The 19609-nt window shown below is 54.7% G+C and carries 15 protein-coding genes; 6 read left to right on the top strand and 9 right to left on the bottom strand.

The window, feature by feature from the left end; all coding sequences use genetic code 11:
* Positions 1 to 27 precede the first annotated feature (27 nt).
* Positions 28 to 219, bottom strand: a complete 192-nt coding sequence (locus I3V23_04135; GenBank protein ID QPI86174.1) for a hypothetical protein — start codon at positions 217 to 219, stop codon at positions 28 to 30.
* Between the two features lie 255 nt (positions 220 to 474).
* On the opposite strand from I3V23_04135, the gene I3V23_04130 reads away from it, so the two are divergent.
* Positions 475 to 1893 carry a mannose-1-phosphate guanylyltransferase/mannose-6-phosphate isomerase gene (locus I3V23_04130; protein QPI86173.1) on the top strand — a complete coding sequence of 473 codons (1419 nt, stop codon included), beginning with the start codon at positions 475 to 477 and terminating at the stop codon, positions 1891 to 1893.
* Positions 1894 to 1895: 2 nt separating this feature from the next.
* Here I3V23_04130 and rfbC read toward each other — a convergent pair whose 3' ends face one another.
* The 4 genes from rfbC to I3V23_04110 all read right to left on the bottom strand — a co-directional run bounded on the left by rfbC (position 1896) and on the right by I3V23_04110 (position 6203).
* A complete protein-coding gene (gene rfbC, locus I3V23_04125) occupies positions 1896 to 2417 on the bottom strand; it encodes a dTDP-4-dehydrorhamnose 3,5-epimerase (GenBank protein ID QPI86172.1) in 522 nt (173 codons plus the stop codon).
* A gap of 199 nt (positions 2418 to 2616) precedes the next feature.
* Positions 2617 to 4521 carry a polysaccharide biosynthesis protein gene (locus tag I3V23_04120; protein QPI86171.1) on the bottom strand — a complete coding sequence of 635 codons (1905 nt, stop codon included), beginning with the start codon at positions 4519 to 4521 and terminating at the stop codon, positions 2617 to 2619.
* A 72-nt stretch (positions 4522 to 4593) separates the two neighbouring features.
* Entirely contained in the window at positions 4594 to 5298 is a 705-nt protein-coding gene (locus tag I3V23_04115; protein QPI86170.1) for a hypothetical protein, read from the bottom strand.
* Between the two features lie 5 nt (positions 5299 to 5303).
* Complete coding sequence (locus I3V23_04110; GenBank protein QPI86169.1) at positions 5304 to 6203, bottom strand: alpha-1,2-fucosyltransferase; 900 nt, start codon at positions 6201 to 6203, stop codon at positions 5304 to 5306.
* Between the two features lie 139 nt (positions 6204 to 6342).
* On the opposite strand from I3V23_04110, the gene I3V23_04105 reads away from it, so the two are divergent.
* The 4 genes from I3V23_04105 to I3V23_04090 all read left to right on the top strand — a co-directional run bounded on the left by I3V23_04105 (position 6343) and on the right by I3V23_04090 (position 11756).
* Complete coding sequence (locus I3V23_04105; GenBank protein QPI86168.1) at positions 6343 to 7482, top strand: glycosyltransferase; 1140 nt, start codon at positions 6343 to 6345, stop codon at positions 7480 to 7482.
* Complete coding sequence (locus I3V23_04100; protein ID QPI86167.1) at positions 7475 to 8740, top strand: O-antigen ligase family protein; 1266 nt, start codon at positions 7475 to 7477, stop codon at positions 8738 to 8740. The genes I3V23_04105 and I3V23_04100 overlap by 8 nt, the downstream gene beginning before the upstream one ends.
* 79 nt (positions 8741 to 8819) lie before the next feature.
* Positions 8820 to 11240 carry an LPS-assembly protein LptD gene (locus I3V23_04095; protein QPI86166.1) on the top strand — a complete coding sequence of 807 codons (2421 nt, stop codon included), beginning with the start codon at positions 8820 to 8822 and terminating at the stop codon, positions 11238 to 11240.
* A gap of 6 nt (positions 11241 to 11246) precedes the next feature.
* Positions 11247 to 11756 carry a transcriptional activator RfaH gene (locus I3V23_04090; GenBank protein ID QPI86165.1) on the top strand — a complete coding sequence of 170 codons (510 nt, stop codon included), beginning with the start codon at positions 11247 to 11249 and terminating at the stop codon, positions 11754 to 11756.
* Positions 11757 to 11793: 37 nt separating this feature from the next.
* Here I3V23_04090 and I3V23_04085 read toward each other — a convergent pair whose 3' ends face one another.
* The 4 genes from I3V23_04085 to I3V23_04070 form a co-directional block, all read right to left on the bottom strand.
* Positions 11794 to 14136 (bottom strand): TRAP transporter fused permease subunit, encoded by a 2343-nt coding sequence (locus tag I3V23_04085; protein QPI86164.1) that lies wholly within the window; start codon positions 14134 to 14136, stop codon positions 11794 to 11796.
* An 86-nt stretch (positions 14137 to 14222) separates the two neighbouring features.
* Positions 14223 to 15215, bottom strand: a complete 993-nt coding sequence (locus tag I3V23_04080; protein ID QPI86163.1) for a TAXI family TRAP transporter solute-binding subunit — start codon at positions 15213 to 15215, stop codon at positions 14223 to 14225.
* A gap of 278 nt (positions 15216 to 15493) precedes the next feature.
* On the bottom strand, positions 15494 to 16849 hold the full coding sequence (locus I3V23_04075; protein QPI86162.1) for a sigma-54-dependent Fis family transcriptional regulator: 1356 nt from the start codon (positions 16847 to 16849) through the stop codon (positions 15494 to 15496).
* Positions 16846 to 18780, bottom strand: coding sequence for a sensor histidine kinase (locus I3V23_04070; protein ID QPI86161.1), 1935 nt, complete (start codon positions 18778 to 18780; stop codon positions 16846 to 16848). Before I3V23_04070 ends, I3V23_04075 begins: the two co-directional genes overlap by 4 nt.
* A gap of 130 nt (positions 18781 to 18910) precedes the next feature.
* On the opposite strand from I3V23_04070, the gene I3V23_04065 reads away from it, so the two are divergent.
* Positions 18911 to 19588, top strand: a complete 678-nt coding sequence (locus I3V23_04065) for a Crp/Fnr family transcriptional regulator (protein QPI86160.1) — start codon at positions 18911 to 18913, stop codon at positions 19586 to 19588.
* Positions 19589 to 19609 lie beyond the last annotated feature (21 nt).

Raw genomic sequence — 19609 nt, 5'->3', positions numbered from 1 at the left:
TGATGTAACAACTTTTGTAAAGTATTACTAGTTATAGGACTTGCCAGAAGGAGGTGCGTTTCGCGCATTTATGTTCTTGGTTGCTTCTTCTTTGAGAGTTGCGATGTTGTGCTTGGCGCGCCATACAAAATTATTGTCAAAACACCAGGTCGTTGACTGCTCAAAACGTTGTCTTTGACCGCTCTTGGAGCAGAAATAGCGTAGCCCGATATCATCCATGACCTAACCTGTCTTTTTTGCCTGCGTCTTAACTTGTAATTTCTTGCCCAAATTTTAAACAGAATTATGTGACGTATCCCCTTTAGCACACGGGCGTTTTCTCTTATAGTTTAGCGTGGTAAGTATCTGCAAGTTGAATGCGTAAGACGGGTATTTGCTTATGTTCAGACCCGTTTGCTACCCTCCTGATATTGTACGCTTCGACAGGGGGCGTTACTGGGTTTCGACACGTGTGTGGCTGAAAGGACGATATTTATGATTACTCCCGTTTTGCTGGCAGGTGGTTCAGGTTCGCGACTATGGCCTGCTAGCCGCGAAGCTTTTCCGAAGCAGTTTACAAAATTTTTTGGGGATAATAGTCTATTTCAGCAAGCGGCTTTGCGGGTTTCTGGTCCTCAGTTTGCGGCTCCTTTGATCGTAACGTCTGATCAATTCCGTTTCACAGTCAGTGACCAGATGAGCGATGCTCATATCATCCCGGATACGATTATTTTGGAGCCATCTGGCTTAAATACTGCCCCGGCGGTTTTGGTCGCCAGTCTATGGGCGGCGGCACGTGATCCAAATGCGCTACTTCTAATTGCCCCTTCCGACCACATAATTCCTAATGAAAACGCTTTTCGTGCAGCTGTAACAGCAGCGAGCCCCGATGCGGAACAAGGACAGATTGTTACTTTTGGTATTAAACCCGGCCATCCCGAAATTGGTTATGGATATTTGGAGCTAGAACAAAGCGGCCCACAAGCCTGCATGCCCCTCAAACGATTTATCGAAAAGCCTGACATGGCGTCCGCAGAAGCTATGGTAAAGTCTGACAAATATCTTTGGAATGCTGGTATATTTTTGTTTCGTGCAGATGTAATGCTTTCGGCGTTCAATACCTTGGCGCCTGATATGGTGCCTTTGGCCAGTGAAGCATTAGAAAAAGCACAATCTGATCTCGGATTTTTACGACTTGATGCCGAGGCATGGGCAGCGCTACCCAGCATATCAATTGACTATGCTATCATGGAGCACGCTAAAAATTTGTCGGTATTTCCTTTCGATGGACAATGGTCCGATTTAGGATCATGGGCTGCAGTGGCTGAACAATCGTTCACTCCTAGAGACGCGTTTGGAAATCAAACTTCTCAAAACGCTCACGCGATTAATTGCGAAAATAGCTTTTTGTACAGTGACGATGGCGGAGTCAGGTTAGTTGCGATCGGTCTCAAGGATGTCGTAGCGATATCCACGGACGATGCCGTGTTGATAGTTCCTAAAAATCAAAGTCAACTTGTGCGTGAGGCCGTTGACTTGCTCAAGCAACAAGGGGCTAAGCAGGCAACCGAATTCCGCCGCGATCACCGTCCGTGGGGATGGTTTGAAAGTCTAGCCTTAGGATCACGTTTCCAGGTTAAACGGATTGTGGTGAAACCGGGCGGTATTTTATCACTTCAATCTCATAAACATCGAGCAGAACATTGGATAGTAGTTGAGGGTATGGCAAAAGTAACTATCGGCAGGGACGTTAAAATGGTACACGAGAATGAGTCTGTTTATGTGCCCTTGGGTGCGGTGCACCGTATGGAGAATCCTGGAAAAGTTCCAATGGTTTTAATTGAAGTGCAAACGGGCAGCTATCTCGGTGAAGATGATATCACTCGGTATGAGGACTTATATCAACGGCGCTGAATTTAGACATGGTACGAGAATGGGCTTTCAAAATCCTCGATTTTCTGCGCAACATTATCCTTCTCACTTATAACGATTTTACCTGATACTGGCCAAGTTATTCCACAGCTATTCCAGTGGATTGAACCCTCTGCATCAGGCGAAAAGTTTGATGAACATTTGTAGGCAACCTCAGTGTACGGTTCCAAAGTTATAAAGCCGTGAGCAAATCCGATTGGTACATAGATTTGGTCTCCACACTCGGCACTTAGCTCATATCCAACCCATTGGCCGTAGGTTGGGCTGCCTTTCCTTATATCAACAGCAACATCGTAGATGCATCCTCTGCTGCAACGTATAAGCTTCGCTTGGGCCAATGGCGGGGCTTGGAAATGTAGGCCTCTAAGTGTGCCTTTGGCTTCTGAGAAAGATAAGTTATCCTGGACGAATTCCTCTTCTATTCCTAACTCAGCGAATACCTCTTTATCATAGAGACATCCCTTGAGTTGCTCTTTCTTAATCAAAGTGTAATCTAATAAAGGCATCGTATTTCTCACCTTGTGCAGTAGTAAAATTGGTCAAATGTAGTATATAATTCTCGAAACATATTTTATAGATTGTAAGTTTCTAATTGATAGCAGATTTTTCAATTAATTTAAAGTTATATTTTATCTAGAAAATCTTATTAGATATGTTGCGTGCTAGCTTTTTAAGGCACTGCATGATGCTAACTATATAAATAGTTTATCCTCGCCTTTTTGAATTGGCTGTTTCATGGCTACACACGGAGTAATCGATTGGTAGCCTTTGCAAGAGTGTCAATGCCTCTGCGGCATCTTCAGCCTGTAGCGCGGCCTCTAGGGCCGCAAGCGCGCGCGGGGTGTCGCTGGGGTCTGTGGCATTTTGGGCTGGCTCCAACATAATCCGCGGATGCGCGGTGGTCTCTGCCCCGTCATCGACCAAAAGCTCTTCATAGAGTTTTTCACCGGGCCGCAGTCCTGTGATTTCAATCGCCAGACCATCGGCAATCGGGGCCTCTTGCCCTGCGATATAGGTTTCGCGCCCCTGCAGACGGGCCATAGTGCGGGCCAATTCTAGAATTTTGATCGGCTCCCCCATATCCAACAGGTAAATTTCGCCCGCTTGCGCCATTGCGTTTGCCTGGATCACCAATTGCGCGGCTTCGGGGATGGTCATGAAATAACGGGTGATTTCTGGATCGGTCAGGGTGATAGGGCCACCACGGCGAATTTGGTCGGTAAATTTCGGGATTACCGAACCAGATGACCCCAAGACATTCCCAAAACGCACTGCACAAAAGCGTGTCTCGGGATAGGCCTTGGCGGTGGATTGCATCACCAATTCCGCCACGCGTTTGGTGGCGCCCATGACATTGGTGGGGCGCACGGCCTTATCCGTGGAAATCAGGGTAAAGTTTTTAACGCCCAAACGCCCTGCGGCTTCGGCCACGCATTTCGTGCCAAAGACATTGTTGCGCAGACCTTCAAGAATATTCGCCTCGACAAGGGGGACATGTTTGAACGCCGCTGCATGAAACAGCGTTTCGACAGCATTTTCTGTGATTGCGCGCGCAACCCGCCCCTCATGCGTGACCGAGCCGAGGATTGGGATCAGCTCTGTTGGGTGATCGCGCGGTGCAAGCCATGCCTGCAAATCCTCCAAAATACGATAAAGTGCGAATTCTGAATTTTCGAACAGAACAAGCTTGCTTGGTTTTTGCTCCAAAATCTGGCGGCACAGCTCACTGCCAATCGAGCCACCCGCGCCTGTCACCATAACAGATTTCCCATGGGTGGTTTTCGACATCAGATCAGGCAGCGGTGGGACGGGGTCGCGCCCCAACAATTCCTCAACCGTGATGCGCCGCAATTCCGATATCCGCACACGTCCAGAGACTAGATCGGACATATTGGGGATCACCCGCACCTCAAGGCCAAGGTCAGCCAAAACTTGCGCCGCATGCCGCCGCCCTGCGGGGTTGCTGTCTGGGATCGCGATCAGTGCGGTTTTGATCCCTAAATTTTTGATGCGTGCGCGCGCTTGGTCTGGGCGCACAATGCGCACGCCACCAATCTCGCTGCCCGATAATTTGCCATTATCATCCACGAATAGGGCAGGGCGGTAATTGCGGCTTTGCTCCAATGCCTGCAAAACCTGACGTCCCGCTTCGCCTGCGCCATAGATGAGAACAGGTTCCCGCGTGGCCGCTTGTGTGCTGAGGTAAATGCCGCGCATCACAAAGCGCGTGCCCCCTACAACAATCAGCAAGAGCGCAAGGTAAATCCCAGGAACGGAACGCGGAACCCGAAGGTTCAGCCCTTGACTGAGCGCGAACATGGCAACCGCCGAAATCAGAACCCCGATCGCCACGGTGCGCACAGCCCGATCCGCCATATAGCGGATCACCGCGCGATAGAGCCCCAGCATCACGAAGGCAAAAATGGTCACTGGGATCACGGGGATCAGAACCAACCAAGGCCGCGCTGTCATGGCCATAACATTGCCATCAAGGCGCAGCGCCATCGCAAGCCAAAAACAAAACACAATGGCCAAGGAGTCAAAAGCAACTTGGATCAGCCGCTTAGTGCCGCGACTTAATCCAAAAAGATGCTGCGCAAAGCCGAACATGTATTTCCCCATTAGCCTCAGATGTTTCGATACCGAGACAGGCCGTGTCTGTCCAGTCTCACGCCATCGGCCTCACAGGTTGTAATCAACAGTCCTGCCCAAAATATCTGAATATGATTCGGTTTGTCGTGCCGCTCTTGGGCTTGCCAATGCAAATATAAATTCCTGCTGCGTCTCTCGCCAGACAACATCAATTGCTGCAACTTTGTCTGGAAGTCCCCTTTCTAACCGCGAGATGCTTTTTGTCGCAGCTCGGTGAAGGGCAGGCAATACTGGGGCTTTGAATAAATAGCACGCCGTTGTTCGCGTGTTAGAAGTGATCAGAAAATCCTCAGTAACAGCGATCCCATTGCGCCGATTATAGGCCAGACACAGCACATCCATGCGGCTGTCGCGGTAAAATGTTTCAATCAAATGATCGAGCCGCGCACGATCTGCCAGAAATTCCAGATCATCCTCGCAGATCATGGTGATCCGCCCTTCTGCGGGGGTGGCGGCTTCGATCACATCGCGGTGGGACATCGCGCAACCCGTTGCGCCGCGCGCGTGTTTATGGGCCCCAAAGCGGGTCACATTTTGCGCGCCGATCTTGGTAAATTCTGCCTCGATCCGCTCGCGCCGATCCGTGCGGTGATCCAGGTTGATATAGGTGATGTCGCAGCGGTCTAGGCCATGCGCCACATCAAGGCCGCTTGGACTGGTCTGCGCCGCGCGCCGCCACCGCCATTTCAGGCGCATATTCTGCAACCAGCGCTGCAATTCACGTTTGGGGCTCATGGCGCCTACATCCTTACCCAATGGGGCTGATAGATATCTTCCATCGGCTCAGGGCTGCCTGCGAACCAAACTTTTGGTGCAATGACGATTTGACCATCATCCGCCGCCCCATGCGCAAGGGCCAACCATGCCCCCCACCAACTAAAACTGGAATTGGCGATTACATGGTGTTTGCAGCGCGCCATCAACATCATATCGCGATAGCTGACCGCGCCCGTGTTGCCCGTGACATAGGTGATGTCCGCACCTTGGCCGAACTCGGCTTTCGCGGCATCAAGATCATCAGAAAACACGAAAAACTGCGGCGCGTGAAGGGCCGCGCGCATATGCGCCATCGCTGCCCTGTAATAAGGCCAATCACAAATCCCGTGAAAAGCGTTCACATTGGCGTTCTTCACATAATCGCCGCGCCGCACATGAAGGCTGACAGAAGTGCAAGCAGCCATTTTTGCTGCAATCTCGGCATTCTCGCCCGTTAAATCCTCTCGAAACTCAAAGGCGCGGGCAATCGCCGCCTCGGCCCCTTGGAAATATTTGGGCGATTGCCAATAACCCGCGAGATAGGTTTTTCCCGATAATGCGCTAAAACCATCCCAATAATTATGCGAGGGTTGCCGAATTTTCGGACCTGTTTGCGGGTTGGGCAAGCGCGGGTCTGGGGTCACGCTGCCCCGCACGCCACGCCGCATTCCAAACCCCAAGACGCGAAACAAATCCAGTTTTGAGGCGGTTTGAAAATCGCCTGCAAAAATTTGGTCGAACTGATAGCCCTGATGCAGTTTGTATTTACGCAAACTGGTCAGATCGAGGCGCAACGCTTGGCCCGTTCGCGCCGCAAGCGCCGCCCCTGCCGCATATTGGAACATCTGGTTGCCCAAGCCCCCGATGAGGCGCGTTATGATCATGCCCCGCCCTCATGGTTCAAATAGTCGCTTTGCTGTTGCAATGATGCGCCCCGCCGATCAAAACCCGTGACAGGTGATAGACAGCGGCGGCCAAAAAGGTCAAGCATAGAGCGGGATTCAAAGGGACTGTGTGCAGAAGATGAGCCGTTTACGCCTCCTTATGGTCGCCGATACATTGGCAGGCGGTGGGGCCGAGCGTGTGATCCTTGATCTCGTCAATGCAAGCCTGTCGCGTGACGATGTGGACATTGTTTTGGCGGTGTCCCAAACGGCGGGGCCTCTGAAAGACGCCTTTCCCAAATCCATAAAAATCTATGAATATGGTGCCTTTCGTGCGGCGCATAACGCATTCGCCAATGCGCGTGCTTTGCGCAAAATCTGCACCGCAGAACGGATTGACGCCATCGTCTCGCATATGACCACTGTGAATAAGGCGATGCTGCGTGCCAAACTGATCGCACCCGCTTTGCCGCCTGTGTTTATCGTTGAGCATACGGAGATTGCGCGTCAGCTCTTTGATATTCCCTCTGCATGGAAGCGGCGCACACGGCCCATCGAATTCCGCCTCCTCTATCCGGGTGCGGCGGGGATTATGACCGTGTCACAGGGGATTGGGGAAGAATTACAACGGTTTTGCGGAATCAACGCGCGCCTTTTCACGACAATTCTAAACCCTGTTGATCGCAAGCGCGGACAGGGGGCGGCCGTGTCCCCAGTTCAAGCAGGCCCGAAGGGCCGTGTTGTGATCTCAGTGGGGCGGCTGGATGGGGTCAAAAATTTCAAGGCATTGTTGCGCGCGTTCGCCCAAACCGTGGCGGCCCGTGGGCATCGGGATGACCGCCTTGTCATTTTAGGTGAAGGATATCAGCGCGAAAGGCTTGTGGCGCAGGCGCAAGAGCTTGGCATTGCGGGGCAATTCCACCTCCCCGGCTTTAGCGATGATATTTTTGCGCATCTGGCCGCAGCAGATTTATTCGTGTCGACCTCGTTATACGAAGGTCTTGGCAATGCCACGCTAGAGGCCATCGCAGCAGGTATTCCCTGTATCTCGACCGTGACAGCGGGCTCACAAGAACTGGCGCAGCATATCACCGCGTTGCAACTTGTTGCGCAGGGGGATGATGCGGGCCTTGCCGAAGCCATAACAACCCAACTGGCGGAAGATCGCCTCAAGGTCAGCGCGGCGGATCAAGCCTTTATCGACAGTCTTACCCCCGACAGGGTTTTGACACGCTATCTTGAATTCATTGAAACGAAAAGGAAGGGCAGGGATGAGTGATCTCTCAGCCTCGGGGCAAAAACAGGCGCGTGCGGCCTCCATGGTGGAGGTGGCGCTCTTGGCATTGGCTTTTTTTGCCTTGCCCTTGTTCGAGGCGCCGAAGAATGTCGCAAGCTTATTGTTCTTGATCGTTTATGCGGTTCAGTCCCTGCGGCTGCGCCATCTAGGCCAAGCAAGCCCGTTTGAATGGCCGATTATAGGCCTGATCGTGGTGCTGTGGATTGGGCCCACCTTGTCCGAGTTTCGTGACGTTTTACCGCCACAAGAAAGTGCGGTGCGTTGGAGTTTGCTTGGTCTTTTTGTGCTTGCTGCGGGGCGCTTGAATTACAGCTCTCGTGATATGAAAGTTCTAATGGCGGCGTTGCTTCTGGGCGGCGCATGGGCAGTGATTGACAGCTTCTACGCGTGGTCGCTGAATGACAGGCCCTATCCTGAATTTCGATCTGTGGGCCATGTGAACCATTCGGGGATGTATTCCCTAATCCCATTGGCTGTGGGGATTGCAACATTCATGGGGCGGGCGTGGTGGTTGAAACTCATTGGCGCCTGTGCTGTGGCCACCACATTGGCCTATCTGCCCCCTTCGCGCAGTTTGGTGAGCGGGATCGCCATTGTGGCCATCATTGCGGTTGCGGCCATGATGGCGGGCTATGCGGCCCGCAGGCTGCGGTATCTCATCGTGGCGGGCCTAGCTGTCTTGGCACTTGGCGTGGGCATCATGACCCTCCCCGTTGCACAGGAGTTCCGCGCCGAAGCGGTTTCCCGCGTGACGGGCGATGATCTGTGGTCAGGCCGCGACAAAATCTTGAATTCTGCCCTCGAGGTCTATGATCGCCACCCGCTGTTTGGAACGGGATTTCAAAGTTTTGGCTTAGCCACGGCCGAGGAGATTGTCCGCGCCGAGGTTGAGGGCGATGGTCGCAACTATGACGCGATAAAAGATCGGTATTGGTTTTTTGGGCATGGCCATAACCTCTGGACAACCATGCTGATCGAGCGCGGCATCCTCGGTGTGGTGCTGATAACATGGCTGCTTGTGGCCTATTTTCGGGCCTTTTTGCCTTTGGCCATTCGGCAGGGTGCCGCATCCTCAGATCAAATGGCGGCGCAGGCAGGGGTTTTAATTGCAACAGGTTTTCTTGTGGCGGGCCTTGGCAACACCACCATGATGAATGAACATGGTCAGGCTGGCATGGGGATGATCGCCATTCTTTGGGGATATCTGCGCAGCAGTGATGCGCCACTGCCCAAGCCCTAGAAAAATCCCGTTTGATGGGGCCGCCCTCTCTTGGCAGGTCGATGACACTCCTCTAACAGGGTATTGCGGAGGACTTGCTGTGGCGCGTGAACAGGCGAGACATTTTTGGAACACGGTGCGCGATTTCTCGGCGCCGCTTGGGCTTGGGGTGAGTTTGGCTTTATCGGCCACATGGGGCCTTGCCCAAGACGCGGATTTGGCCGCACCCCCTGAGCTAAATCTTCCTTCTACGCTGATTGCGGATCAGATTTATTTCGACCAAGAAAGCCAATATTATCGCGCCTCTGGAAATGTGCAGATATTTTACGGCGGTATGGAGCTGCGTGCGCCAAGCCTTGCCTATGATGTAGTCAGTGACCGCGTTTTGGTGGATGGGCCGCTTTACATTATCGACCAAGAAGGCGGGCAGGTTTTTTACGGCGCGTTCGCCGATATGTCGACCGATTTGCAAGATGGCGTGATTGTGGCCGCGCGGCAGTTGGTGGACGAGACCCTGCAAGTTGCAGCGCAAGAAATGATCCGCCGTGAAGGGCGTTACACGGAATTCCCCTATGTGCGCGCCTCAGCCTGCGAGGTGTGTTCGGAAAACGCGACACCGCTATGGGAATTGCGCGCCCGCCGCGCTGTGCATGATCAAGAAACCCGCAGCATCACCTATCGTGATGCGCAATTGCGCGTGGCAGGCACGCCTGTCCTTTATACGCCGTGGTTGCGCACCCCTGATCCCTCAGTGGCGCGGGCAAACGGATTTCTTGCGCCGACCTATTCCGTCAATTCGCGCTTGGGCACGCGCATTGGCTTGCCCTATTTCCGTATGTTGGGGGATAGCGCCGATATCACGGTCACGCCGCAGATTTCGGTTGCGGGTGGCGCGACTGCGGGCGGGGGCGTCTTGCGCACCCTAGAGGGGCGATATCGGCAGGCCTTTTCCAATGGGTATTTGGAATTAAACGGGGCGTTCAGCCGCGATGATCTGACCGAGAAATCCTTGCGCGCGTTTCTGTTTTCTAACGGGCGCGCGGAATTTGACAACGGCATTGATCTTGTGTTCCAGACCCAATCGGCCTCAGACAGCAGCTATATCAGCACCTATGACTTCTTTGCCGTTAACCGCACCAGTTTTGGGGATGATCCTGTGGTTTTTGCACAAGATCGTCTGAACAATTTCTTACGCTTCGCACGCAGTTCTTCGGATGAGGTGCTGAGCTTTGATTACACCGCGTTCTCGGCTTTGCGCGATCAGACCTATGATTACAAAGCCTCAAACCGTGTGCTGAATGCACAATGGACATTCCTGCGCGAGACGGGTGATTTTGGCGATTTGGCTCTGAATTTTGGGGCGCAGGCCGATTATAACGAATTTGGCGATATTAACCCACGCCGCCGCGATATTGATCGGATGATGGCCAATTTGATCTGGGATGGCATGTGGCAGGCGGGGGATATCCTGCGCATTGATGCGGATTTGGGGCTATTTCTGGATCGCTACGGCATCCATGACGATGTAACCCTGCCTGATGAGCAAAACAGCACAAGTGGATTTGCCGCAACGCGATTGAGTTGGCCCTTTGAATTCCGCGCGTCAAATGGCGCACAGCAAACCCTGACGCCGTCCATTGGCTTTTTGCGGTTTGAGGCGGGGCAGGTGACCATGCCCTCGATTGACGGGTCAATCGATATGATTGATCCCTTTGATTACGCCCAACTTGGGCAATATCGCCGCGTCAATCGTGATCAAGTCAACCAATATGATGTTACGGTTGCGGATGTGGATGTGACCTATCGCTATACTTTGCCCTCGGGCTATTACTTCGGTGGTTCGGTTGAACGGGATCATATCATCTCAAGCGGCAAGACAGGCCTGCGCTCGGGCGCCCTCTATACGCTACGGTTGGGGCGCAGCATGGGGCCGTTCCAATTCTCGGCCACAAGCCGCTACAACCCTGATTTCGAGCGCGTCTCGGATGTTTTGACCTTCAGCCAATCCTTGGACAATGTCACGCTTGATGCCACCTATACCAAACTTGAGCGTGACGAGGCTATTGGTAACCCCGATCCCGTGCGGCGCTGGAGTTTGGGTTTGACGGCAGATTTGACCGAATTCATTGAGGCCCGCCTCGGCGTGACCGATGATGAATATAAATCGGATGCGTCCTTCATTACGGGGCGGCTCTCTTATGACAATCTGGTTGATTGGCGATCCTCGGTGGGGTGGACCTATGACAGTGACGATAATGAATTCGACACGATCAATTTTGAACTGGGCCATACCCTTGATTGGGGGGGAGAGGTCTATGCCCTCTATGGCCTTGAGACCGATACAGTGCGCCGTTATGGCCTTGGTGTGCAATTCGACAATGAATGTCTGCGCGCACGCGCACAGGTCTCGCGCGTGGACAATCGCGTGACGGGCCTGACCCCGATTACACAATTCTCACTGGATTTCGAATTGGGCAGTTTCGGTCGGGGTGCAGGGGCACAATCGCGTAAATGTATGTGAGGGCGCATGACGGCAGGGCCTGACAGACACTGGTATTTGGTGCAATTTAAACCCAATTCGCACAGCATTGCCTTGCGCAATTTGAACCGCCAAGGGTTTGAAACTTTCCTACCAATGCTGACTGTCACATCCCGCGTTGGGGCGCGGTTTGTGTCCAAGTCCCGCCCGCTTTTCCCAGGCTATCTCTTTGTGGCGCTAGATGCGGGTCAGGGGGCGTGGCGCAAGATCAACTCGACCTATGGGGTGGCGCGCATTGTTTCCTTCGCAGGTCAGCCAAGCCCTGTGCCGCATGATTTGGTGGCGGGATTGCAGGCGCGGTGCGATGAGGCGGGGGTTTTGACAGCCGCCAGTGATCTGGCCCCGCAAGATCAGGTGACCTTGCAAAAGGGCCCGTTCTCGCAATTTGTTGCGACAGTCGAAAGCTTGGATGAAGATCAGCGCGTTTGGGTTTTGATTGACCTGATGGGGCAAAAGACCCGGATCAATGTCGCGCGCGAAGATTTAACAAAGACCTAAATGAAAAGCGGCCCCACAAGGGGGCCGCTTTGTCGGATCAATCTAGGCCTTTGACATCGATCTGTGCATCCGCCTTTGGGTGGAACAGTTTTTGGATAAGATAGACCCCAACCGCACCACCAAGGCCGATCAGATCGGTCAGCAGCCCGCCTTCAATCATGAACAGCGCGGCCGCAATAAGGATGGCGCGTAAGAACCACGGGTTGCGCGCCCCCATGAACCACCCTTGCACCCCTGAGGACAACAGGAACACGCCGAAAATGGCCGTTGCCCCTGCGCGCAGGATTTCAAGCGTGGTGCCATCCATCAGCAAGGCCGAATTGTAGAAGAACATGAAAGGCACGATGAAGGCGGCGATGCCGATTTTGAACGAGGCCACCGATGTCTCCATTGCATTCGCCCCCGATATCCCCGCCGCCGCATAAGAGGCCAGCGCCACAGGCGGTGTAATGGCCGAGACGACCGCGAAATAGAACACGAAGAAATGCGCGGTCAGTTGCGGAATGCCAAGCTCAACTAAGCCTGGTGCCACCACCGAGGCCGCGACCGCATAGGCGGCTGTGGTGGGCATGCCCATCCCCAGAAGGATCGCGATACACATCGCAAAGAACAGTGCCAGAACTTGGCTCACACCCGCCAAATCCAACAGGAGGGACGAGAAGCGCGCACCAACACCTGTCAGGCTGATCACACCCACGATAACACCCGCGCAGGCACAAACCGCGATGATCTGAATGGCCATAATGCCAGCCAATTCAAACGCTTTGAGAATCTCCCGTGGCCCCATACCTGCGACCGAGGCGGCAGGCAGGCTTTGTGGGAAGAAGCGCACCATCAACACGGGCATCCATGAAATGACGGCGGCACTGAGCGTGGCCAAGGTGCCCGCACGGATGACGGAATAGCCTTGGAACAGGGCATAGATCAGGATCAGGATGGGCAAGAACAGATAGAGCTGCTTCAAAAGCAGTTTCAATTTTGGCAGTTCATCCTCACGCATGCCGCGCATACCCAATTTCGCGGCCTCAAGATCGACCATGAAATAGACCGACACGAAGTAGAGGATCGCGGGAATGATCGCGGCGATTGCGATATCCTGATAAGGGATGCCTGTGATCTCGGCCATGATGAATGCGCCTGCGCCCATGATAGGGGGCATGATCTGACCGCCGGTTGAGGCGGCCGCTTCGACCGCGCCTGCGGTTTTCTTGTGATAGCCTACCTTTTTCATCAAAGGGATGGTCAGCGACCCTGTCGCCACAACATTCCCCGCGGAGGTGCCGTTGATCATACCCATCAGGCCGCTTGCGAAAATGGCCACTTTAGCGGGGCCACCACGGGCGCGCCCTGCTGCGGCAAAGGCGAAATTCACAAAATAATCACCCACTTTCGAGGCCTGAAGGAAAGCCGCAAAGATGATGAAGAGGATGATATAGGTTGAGGACACCGCCGTGGTTGGCCCAAGGATGCCTGCATCCGAATAGAGATGGCCGAAGAAGCGTTGCCACGTATAGGGGTTTCGCACGGCCAAGATGCCGGGCAGCAAATGCGCGGTGAAGGTGTAAATAAGGAACACGCCTGTGATGATCACCAAGGCCAGACCTGCCACGCGGCGTGTCAATTCCATGATCATCGCGGTGCCTGCTGTCGCGGCAAAGGCCACACCGATTGGCACAAAAGGCGTGCCGACTGAATTGCGGGCCGCGGTTGAGAAAATCGGCACAAGATAGGCCGCGACAACAATTGCGCAGAGCGCAAGCACCAAGTCGCTGGTCGCAAAGCTATCGCGTGGCTTGCGTTCAAACCACCCCAAGAGGATGGCGCCAAAGGTCGCCACCAAGAGGGGCACACCAAAGTTCCAAATCTCGGTTTCATAAATCTCGGTTCCGGGGAAGGCGGCCCATGACACAAGCCCCCCCATCTCTGGCAATGTGCCAGAGTCGATCAACCTCCCAAAGGACAGCGCAGACCATAACGCCAAGGCGGCGGGAATGAACAAAGCATAGCCCGCCTTGGACAAGAGGGCCGTGTCTTTGGGGGCTTCTGCGTCTTCTTTCCAAGTGTAGGGCGCATAAAGCACAAAGCCCAAAACAAGCGCACCCGCGATGTGGACAATTCGGAAATTCCAAGTCTCAAGCGGGAATTGCGGCAAAAGCGGCAGATCTATGCCCGTCCAAGCCGAGATAGAAATCCCGTTCAAAGCGGCCATATGAAACCCTGCATAGAGCGTTGCAAGGACAGCCACGGCAATCATACGAGGGCCTGTGAACAGGCGGCGGTTATTCTCAACAGGTTCCTGATCTACGCCTTCGGCGATGACGGGGCCTGTCTCCGCGATCGCGTCAAGATCGCTGGCTTTGGTCTGTGAGGTGTTGGTCATGATTTTTGCTTCCGCTCTGCCGATAAGGGCAAAAGAAAAGGCGCGCGAAGGGTTTGAGGCCCCCGCGCGCCCGATAGATTACAGCATTAGCCGCCGAAAATCTGATCAGCCGCGATGGTCGCGCCTGCATTCTCGGTGAACCAACGTGCCGCACCTGGGTGCCACATCAAAACGCCGTTCTTGTCCCAGTTTTCGGGCAAGGTCGAACGTGCGGCGCCGTGGATGGCAACCATACGCGCATTGTCAGACATCACAGTGTCCACAACCGCGTAAACAAAGCTTTCTGGCAATTCGCAGTTTGCAATCGCAAAGTTCCACATGGAAACGGAACGCGCAGGTGCTTCGAGCGTGGTATAGGCATCTGCAGAGATGTTGAATTCAGACACAGGGAAGGCCGCCATGATTTGGGCCTGCTCTTCTTCGGTGAATTCGATGATGTTGATGTCCGTCTGCACTTCAAGCTGGCTGACCGCGGGCACAGGAACACCTGCGGCAAAGGCGATCACGTCCAACAGACCATCTTGCAACTGGCCACCGAGATCCGACCAACCGCCGTTACGGCGCTCAAAATTGACGCCCAGCTCTTCCATCATGCGAGGGAAGTAGGTGTCAGAGGTCGAACCCGCAGGGCCAAAGCCGATGCGCGCGCCATCTGGGATTTCATCAATGCTTGTGATGCCCGAGGAGGACAACGCCGTCACCGAGAATGGCGTCTGATACATTGGGAACATCGCACAGGCATTGGTCATTTGCAGACCAGGTGCGATTGGGTTGGTGCCTGCCAAGGATTCCGCCGCAGGGCCCATTGTGGTCATGCCGAAGGCGACTTCGCCTGTATGCACAAGCGCCATGTTCTGCATTGGGCCGCCGGTGACTTCGCCGCCGCCTGTCATGCCCAATTCTTCTGCGACAAGGTTTGCCCAGCCAGAACCATAGGCGAAATAGGTGCCGCCTTGGGATGCGGTGCCAACAGTAAAGCTTTCAGGCCATCCAGTGCGATCCATATGGCCATCTGCAAACGCGGCAGTTGCGCAAAGTGCAGTGGTCATCGCGAATGCGGTCATTTTGGTGAGTTTCATGTTCAAATCTCTCCCTAGGGTCATCCTGCGCCAGCATGCGCCCCTCTATTGGGCTTGATCTGGATGCAGGTTTTGCAGCCAAGGCTCCCTCCTTGGTCTGCAACGGGGTCAGCCCGTCATGTCCACAAACTGGGCTAAATCCCATCAAAGCAACTCAGTTGGCGCTAACAAATTATGCGATTTCAAAAGAATCTCGGAAAATTGGTCAAAGCTGACCCATTGCCGCAGAATCCATGTGTCGAAATCGACACAAGAGTTTGCAAGGCAAGCGCGCGGGGCTATTCGGTGAAATCCCCTTTATCAAGCCCGTGTTTCTGCATCTTTTCATACAAGGCTTTGCGGCTTAGCCCCAATCCCTCATAGGTGGCCTTGAGGCTGCCGCCATGGCGCACCAAGGCCGCCGCAATAAGGCTGCGCTCATATTGCGCCATTTGCACAGCGAGCCCCTGTTCGGGCGCGGGGGCATCGGGTGTCGCCAACCCCAAATCCAACCCCAACACAAAACGATCCGCCATGTTGCGCAATTCGCGCACATTGCCAGGCCAATCCCGCGCAACAAGTGCGTCCAAAACCGCGCCAGGAACCTGCGGGGGATTTATTTTATAACGTGCTGCCGCTTGCCCCACGAGATCTATAAAGAGGCGCGGAATATCCTCGCGCCGATCTGAAAGGGGGGGCATCCGCAGGCTTGTGACATTCAACCGATAGAGAAGATCTGCGCGAAACGTGCCAATCTCGGCTGCCTGTGCCAGATCAGCCTTAGAGGCCGCAATGAACCGCAGATCCAAATCAATTGGTTCATTTGATCCAAGGCGCGTGATGACGCGGTTCTGAATCGCGGTCAAAAGCTTGGCTTGCAGTTCAAGGGGAAGGCTGTCGATCTCATCCAAAAAGACCGTGCCCCCGCGCCCATGCTCAAACTTTCCGTAGCGGGGTCGCATGGCACCCGCAAAGGCACCCGCCTCATGGCCGAACAATTCGCTTTCAATGAGGGCGGCGGGCAGTGCGGCGCAGTTTATGTGAACAAAGGGCCCGCTTTGGCGGGGGGACATGCGATGGATGGCGCGGGCCGCCACCTCCTTTCCCGTGCCTGTTTCACCTTCGATCAAAACATCGGCTTCGGTCGCGGCGATGGCCCGCAGCGCGGCGCGCAATTGCACCATATTCTTGGCCCGCCCTGTCAGGCGCGCCTCGACAGGGTCGCGCTGCCCCACCTCGCGGCGCAAGGCGCGGTTCTCAATCGTCAAACGCCGTTTTTCCAAGGCGCGCCGCGCGCTATCGACCAGACGCTTTGGATCATAGGGCTTTTCGTGAAAATCATAGGCGCCTTGCTGCATGGATTTGACCGCCAATTCGATATCGCCATGCCCCGTCACAAGGATCACAGGAAATTCTGGGTCAATCTCTAAGGCGCGGTTCATCAGGGTGATACCGTCCATGCCTGCCATACGAATATCGGTAATCAGGATCGCATCGCCATCGCGTGCGATATGGGCAAGCGCCTCTTCACCCGTTTCAAAGCAGATCACATCAAGATCCGCCAATTGCAGCGTTTGCTTTGCAGCAACCCGCAGGTCTTCCTCGTCATCCACGAAATAGATCATGCCGTTCTTGATGGTCTGCGTTTCGGTCATGCTTTTTTCATTTCCCTTGGCACCGATGGCGTTTGTGGCGCGGCTTTGCGCAGATGCAAACTGAACTCCGCGCCCCCCTCTGGGTGGTTTCGCGCCTCAATGCGGCCGCCGAAGTCACGAATGATATTGTAGGAAATCGATAGCCCAAGCCCAAGACCCTGACCGACCTCTTTGGTGGTGAAAAACGGGTCAAACAATTGCGCTTGCGCATCTTGCGACAGGCCATGCCCCTGATCGCGCAGCCGCAGGGCAATCATATCCTCTGCCTCATCGGTCACAGAAAGGTGCAAAATCGGGGCGCTGACATCGGCCATGGCATCCAGCGCATTTGACAGCAGATTAACCAAGACCTGCTGCAGCCGCACGCGCCCGCCCACAACCATGATCTCATCCTCCTCAGGCGGCAAGTCTAGGGTCAAATCCACCTTTGCGCGCCGCAGCCTTGGATCGAGCAAATCAAGCGCGTCACGGATCACCGCGCGCAGTGGGATATCGCGCAACTGATCTTGTGGGCGGCGTGCGAAATTGCGCAGATGTTTCGAGATAGACGCCATCCGATCCGCCATATGCGAGATGCGTGAGATGTTCTCGCGCGCCTCATCCCCGCGGCCCCGGTCCAAAAAGGTCGCGGCATTCTCCGCATAGGATTTCACCGCAGCAAGGGGTTGGTTGAATTCATGGCTCAGCGCCGCCGACATTTGCCCCAAAGCCGCCAATTTGCCCGCCTGCACCAATTCGGCTTGGGTTTGGCGAAGGCGGTCTTCGGTGCGGGTGCGTTCCTCAACCTCTTGGCGCAATTGGGTGTTGGCACTGTTCAAGTCACGGGTGCGCTCCTGCACCCGTGCCTCTAGGGTTTCGGCCAATTCGCGCTGGGCTGCGATGCGTTCGAGCAACTGAGCGCGGCGCTGTAACAGAATGGCCGCCGATAGCCCCGCAATCAGGATCACCAGCCATAAAATCGCCAAAAGCCCCAAGGCCTCAGTGCGGGCCGAACCTGATGGCGTCAGGATATGCACCCGCCATCCAGCCGAGGCAATCAAGGATTGCTGCGCCAAAAAGGCTTGGCGCTGCTCTGGCCCTTGCTCCGATGTAGTGATGACCATGCGGGTCAGAGCGTTTCTGCGAAAATCAGATAGGCTCACGGCCTCGCGCCGCAGGCTGAGGGGGGTGAGCAAGGTGATCGGATATTGGCGGGTGCTTTGGATTTCCTCAAGCGCGGCTTCGCTCAAGGGGCCAAGCGTGCGGAACAGCCAATCCGACCGATCCGCCATGAAAATCACCCCATGTTGATCGGTCACGAAGATGCGCGAGTCACTGTCGCGCCACGCCGCCTCAAAGCGGTCAAGCGTGATCTTCACCGCCACAACACCCAAGATCCGCGTGCCATCAAAAATTGGCGCGGCAAAGTAATAGCCGCGCTGCCCCGATGTTGTGCCGAGCGCGTGATAGCGTCCAATCCCATTATCAAGGGCATCGGTGAAATAGGGGCGAAAGCGGAAATTTTGCCCAATGAATGAGCGATCCAACCGATAATTAGAGGCGGCAATGGTCGTGCCGAACGTATCCATCACATAGATATCTGAAATATCAAGCGACAGCGCGGTTTGGCGCAGCTGCTCATTGGCGAAGGGCAAAAGCCCTGTATTGTCAGGGTCGCGCAAAATGTCGCGCAAAATGGGGCGCTCTGCGATCAAGGCGGGCAGGGCTTCGGTGCGCGAGAGTGCGCCACGGATGACCTCGGTTACAAGGCGCATTGTGGCCTCATCCTGACGCAGGCGGCCACCCATCAAACGCTCTTCAATCTGGGGCAGGGCCGCCACGCTGAGGGCAAGCGAAACCATAACCACTAAGGCCAAAGCCGCCAAATTGCGCCGAGGGCGCTTGGCGCTGTTGCCCAGAGGACGGGTTTTTTGAGTGGATGCTGTCACCATGACGCGCAGTATGTGCTGATTTTTGCGCCCATGACCAGTGTCTGTTAGCCGATGTTTGCAATCCGCGATTTCGCTTTGATCCGCAGGTGGTTCCACTTATGATAGGCGCAAGCAAAAAGGACGATGCGCGATGAATGTGATGCCAGCAGGCGCCTCTTGGATTGACCGATTTACAGGTCTTTCGCGGCTAGAGCCGCGGGTGCGCGATGTGCTGACCGCGCGCGCGACTACGATTTCCATTCGCGAGGGCACGGTCATTTTCGGGCCAGGAAAGCGGCCTGAAAACTTGCTTTTGTTGCTTGAGGGCACAGTGCGCGTGCAGCAAACATCCGAGACAGGGCGCGAGGTGGTTCTTTATCGGGTCAATGCGGGGGAAAGCTGTGTGATGACCTCGGCCTGTCTTTTGGCCTATGAGGATTACTCGGCCGAAGGTATCGCCGAAACGGCGGTTGAGGCGGTTGCGATCCCGCGCAGCGTTTTTGATGATCTAATCAGCCAATCCGAAAGTTTCCGCACTTTCGTGTTTTCCGCCTATTCGCGGCGCATGACCGATTTGTTCCATGTGATCGAAGAAATTGCATTTCGCCGCGTGGACATCCGCCTTGCACAGCGGATTTTGGATTTGGCCAAGGATGACCTCATCCAAGCCACCCATCAGCAAATGGCAGCCGAACTTGGCACCGCGCGAGAGGTCATTTCCCGTCAACTGGCCGAATTTCAGCGCCGCGGTTGGATCAGCCTGTCACGGGGGCAGATCAAAATTGAGGCGCGTGGCGACATCGAAAAACTGGCGCGTTCCGAGCATTAAGCGCGGGTTGCTATTCGTATA

The organism is Rhodobacterales bacterium HKCCA1288 (genome assembly GCA_015693905.1).
Classification (GTDB): Bacteria; Pseudomonadota; Alphaproteobacteria; order Rhodobacterales; family Rhodobacteraceae; genus M30B80.
Note: the sequence above shows the minus strand (reverse complement) of the source record. Positions and strands in the feature narration are given on the sequence as shown.

Coding starts and splice junctions, on each gene's coding strand:
- I3V23_04135 (QPI86174.1), bottom strand. CDS start 219: ATGGATGATATCGGGCTACGCTATTTCTGCTCCAAGAGCGGTCAAAGA.
- I3V23_04130 (QPI86173.1), top strand. CDS start 475: ATGATTACTCCCGTTTTGCTGGCAGGTGGTTCAGGTTCGCGACTATGG.
- rfbC (QPI86172.1), bottom strand. CDS start 2,417: ATGCCTTTATTAGATTACACTTTGATTAAGAAAGAGCAACTCAAGGGA.
- I3V23_04120 (QPI86171.1), bottom strand. CDS start 4,521: ATGTTCGGCTTTGCGCAGCATCTTTTTGGATTAAGTCGCGGCACTAAG.
- I3V23_04115 (QPI86170.1), bottom strand. CDS start 5,298: ATGAGCCCCAAACGTGAATTGCAGCGCTGGTTGCAGAATATGCGCCTG.
- I3V23_04110 (QPI86169.1), bottom strand. CDS start 6,203: ATGATCATAACGCGCCTCATCGGGGGCTTGGGCAACCAGATGTTCCAA.
- I3V23_04105 (QPI86168.1), top strand. CDS start 6,343: ATGAGCCGTTTACGCCTCCTTATGGTCGCCGATACATTGGCAGGCGGT.
- I3V23_04100 (QPI86167.1), top strand. CDS start 7,475: ATGAGTGATCTCTCAGCCTCGGGGCAAAAACAGGCGCGTGCGGCCTCC.
- I3V23_04090 (QPI86165.1), top strand. CDS start 11,247: ATGACGGCAGGGCCTGACAGACACTGGTATTTGGTGCAATTTAAACCC.
- I3V23_04085 (QPI86164.1), bottom strand. CDS start 14,136: ATGACCAACACCTCACAGACCAAAGCCAGCGATCTTGACGCGATCGCG.
- I3V23_04080 (QPI86163.1), bottom strand. CDS start 15,215: ATGAAACTCACCAAAATGACCGCATTCGCGATGACCACTGCACTTTGC.
- I3V23_04075 (QPI86162.1), bottom strand. CDS start 16,849: ATGACCGAAACGCAGACCATCAAGAACGGCATGATCTATTTCGTGGAT.
- I3V23_04070 (QPI86161.1), bottom strand. CDS start 18,780: ATGGTGACAGCATCCACTCAAAAAACCCGTCCTCTGGGCAACAGCGCC.
- I3V23_04065 (QPI86160.1), top strand. CDS start 18,911: ATGAATGTGATGCCAGCAGGCGCCTCTTGGATTGACCGATTTACAGGT.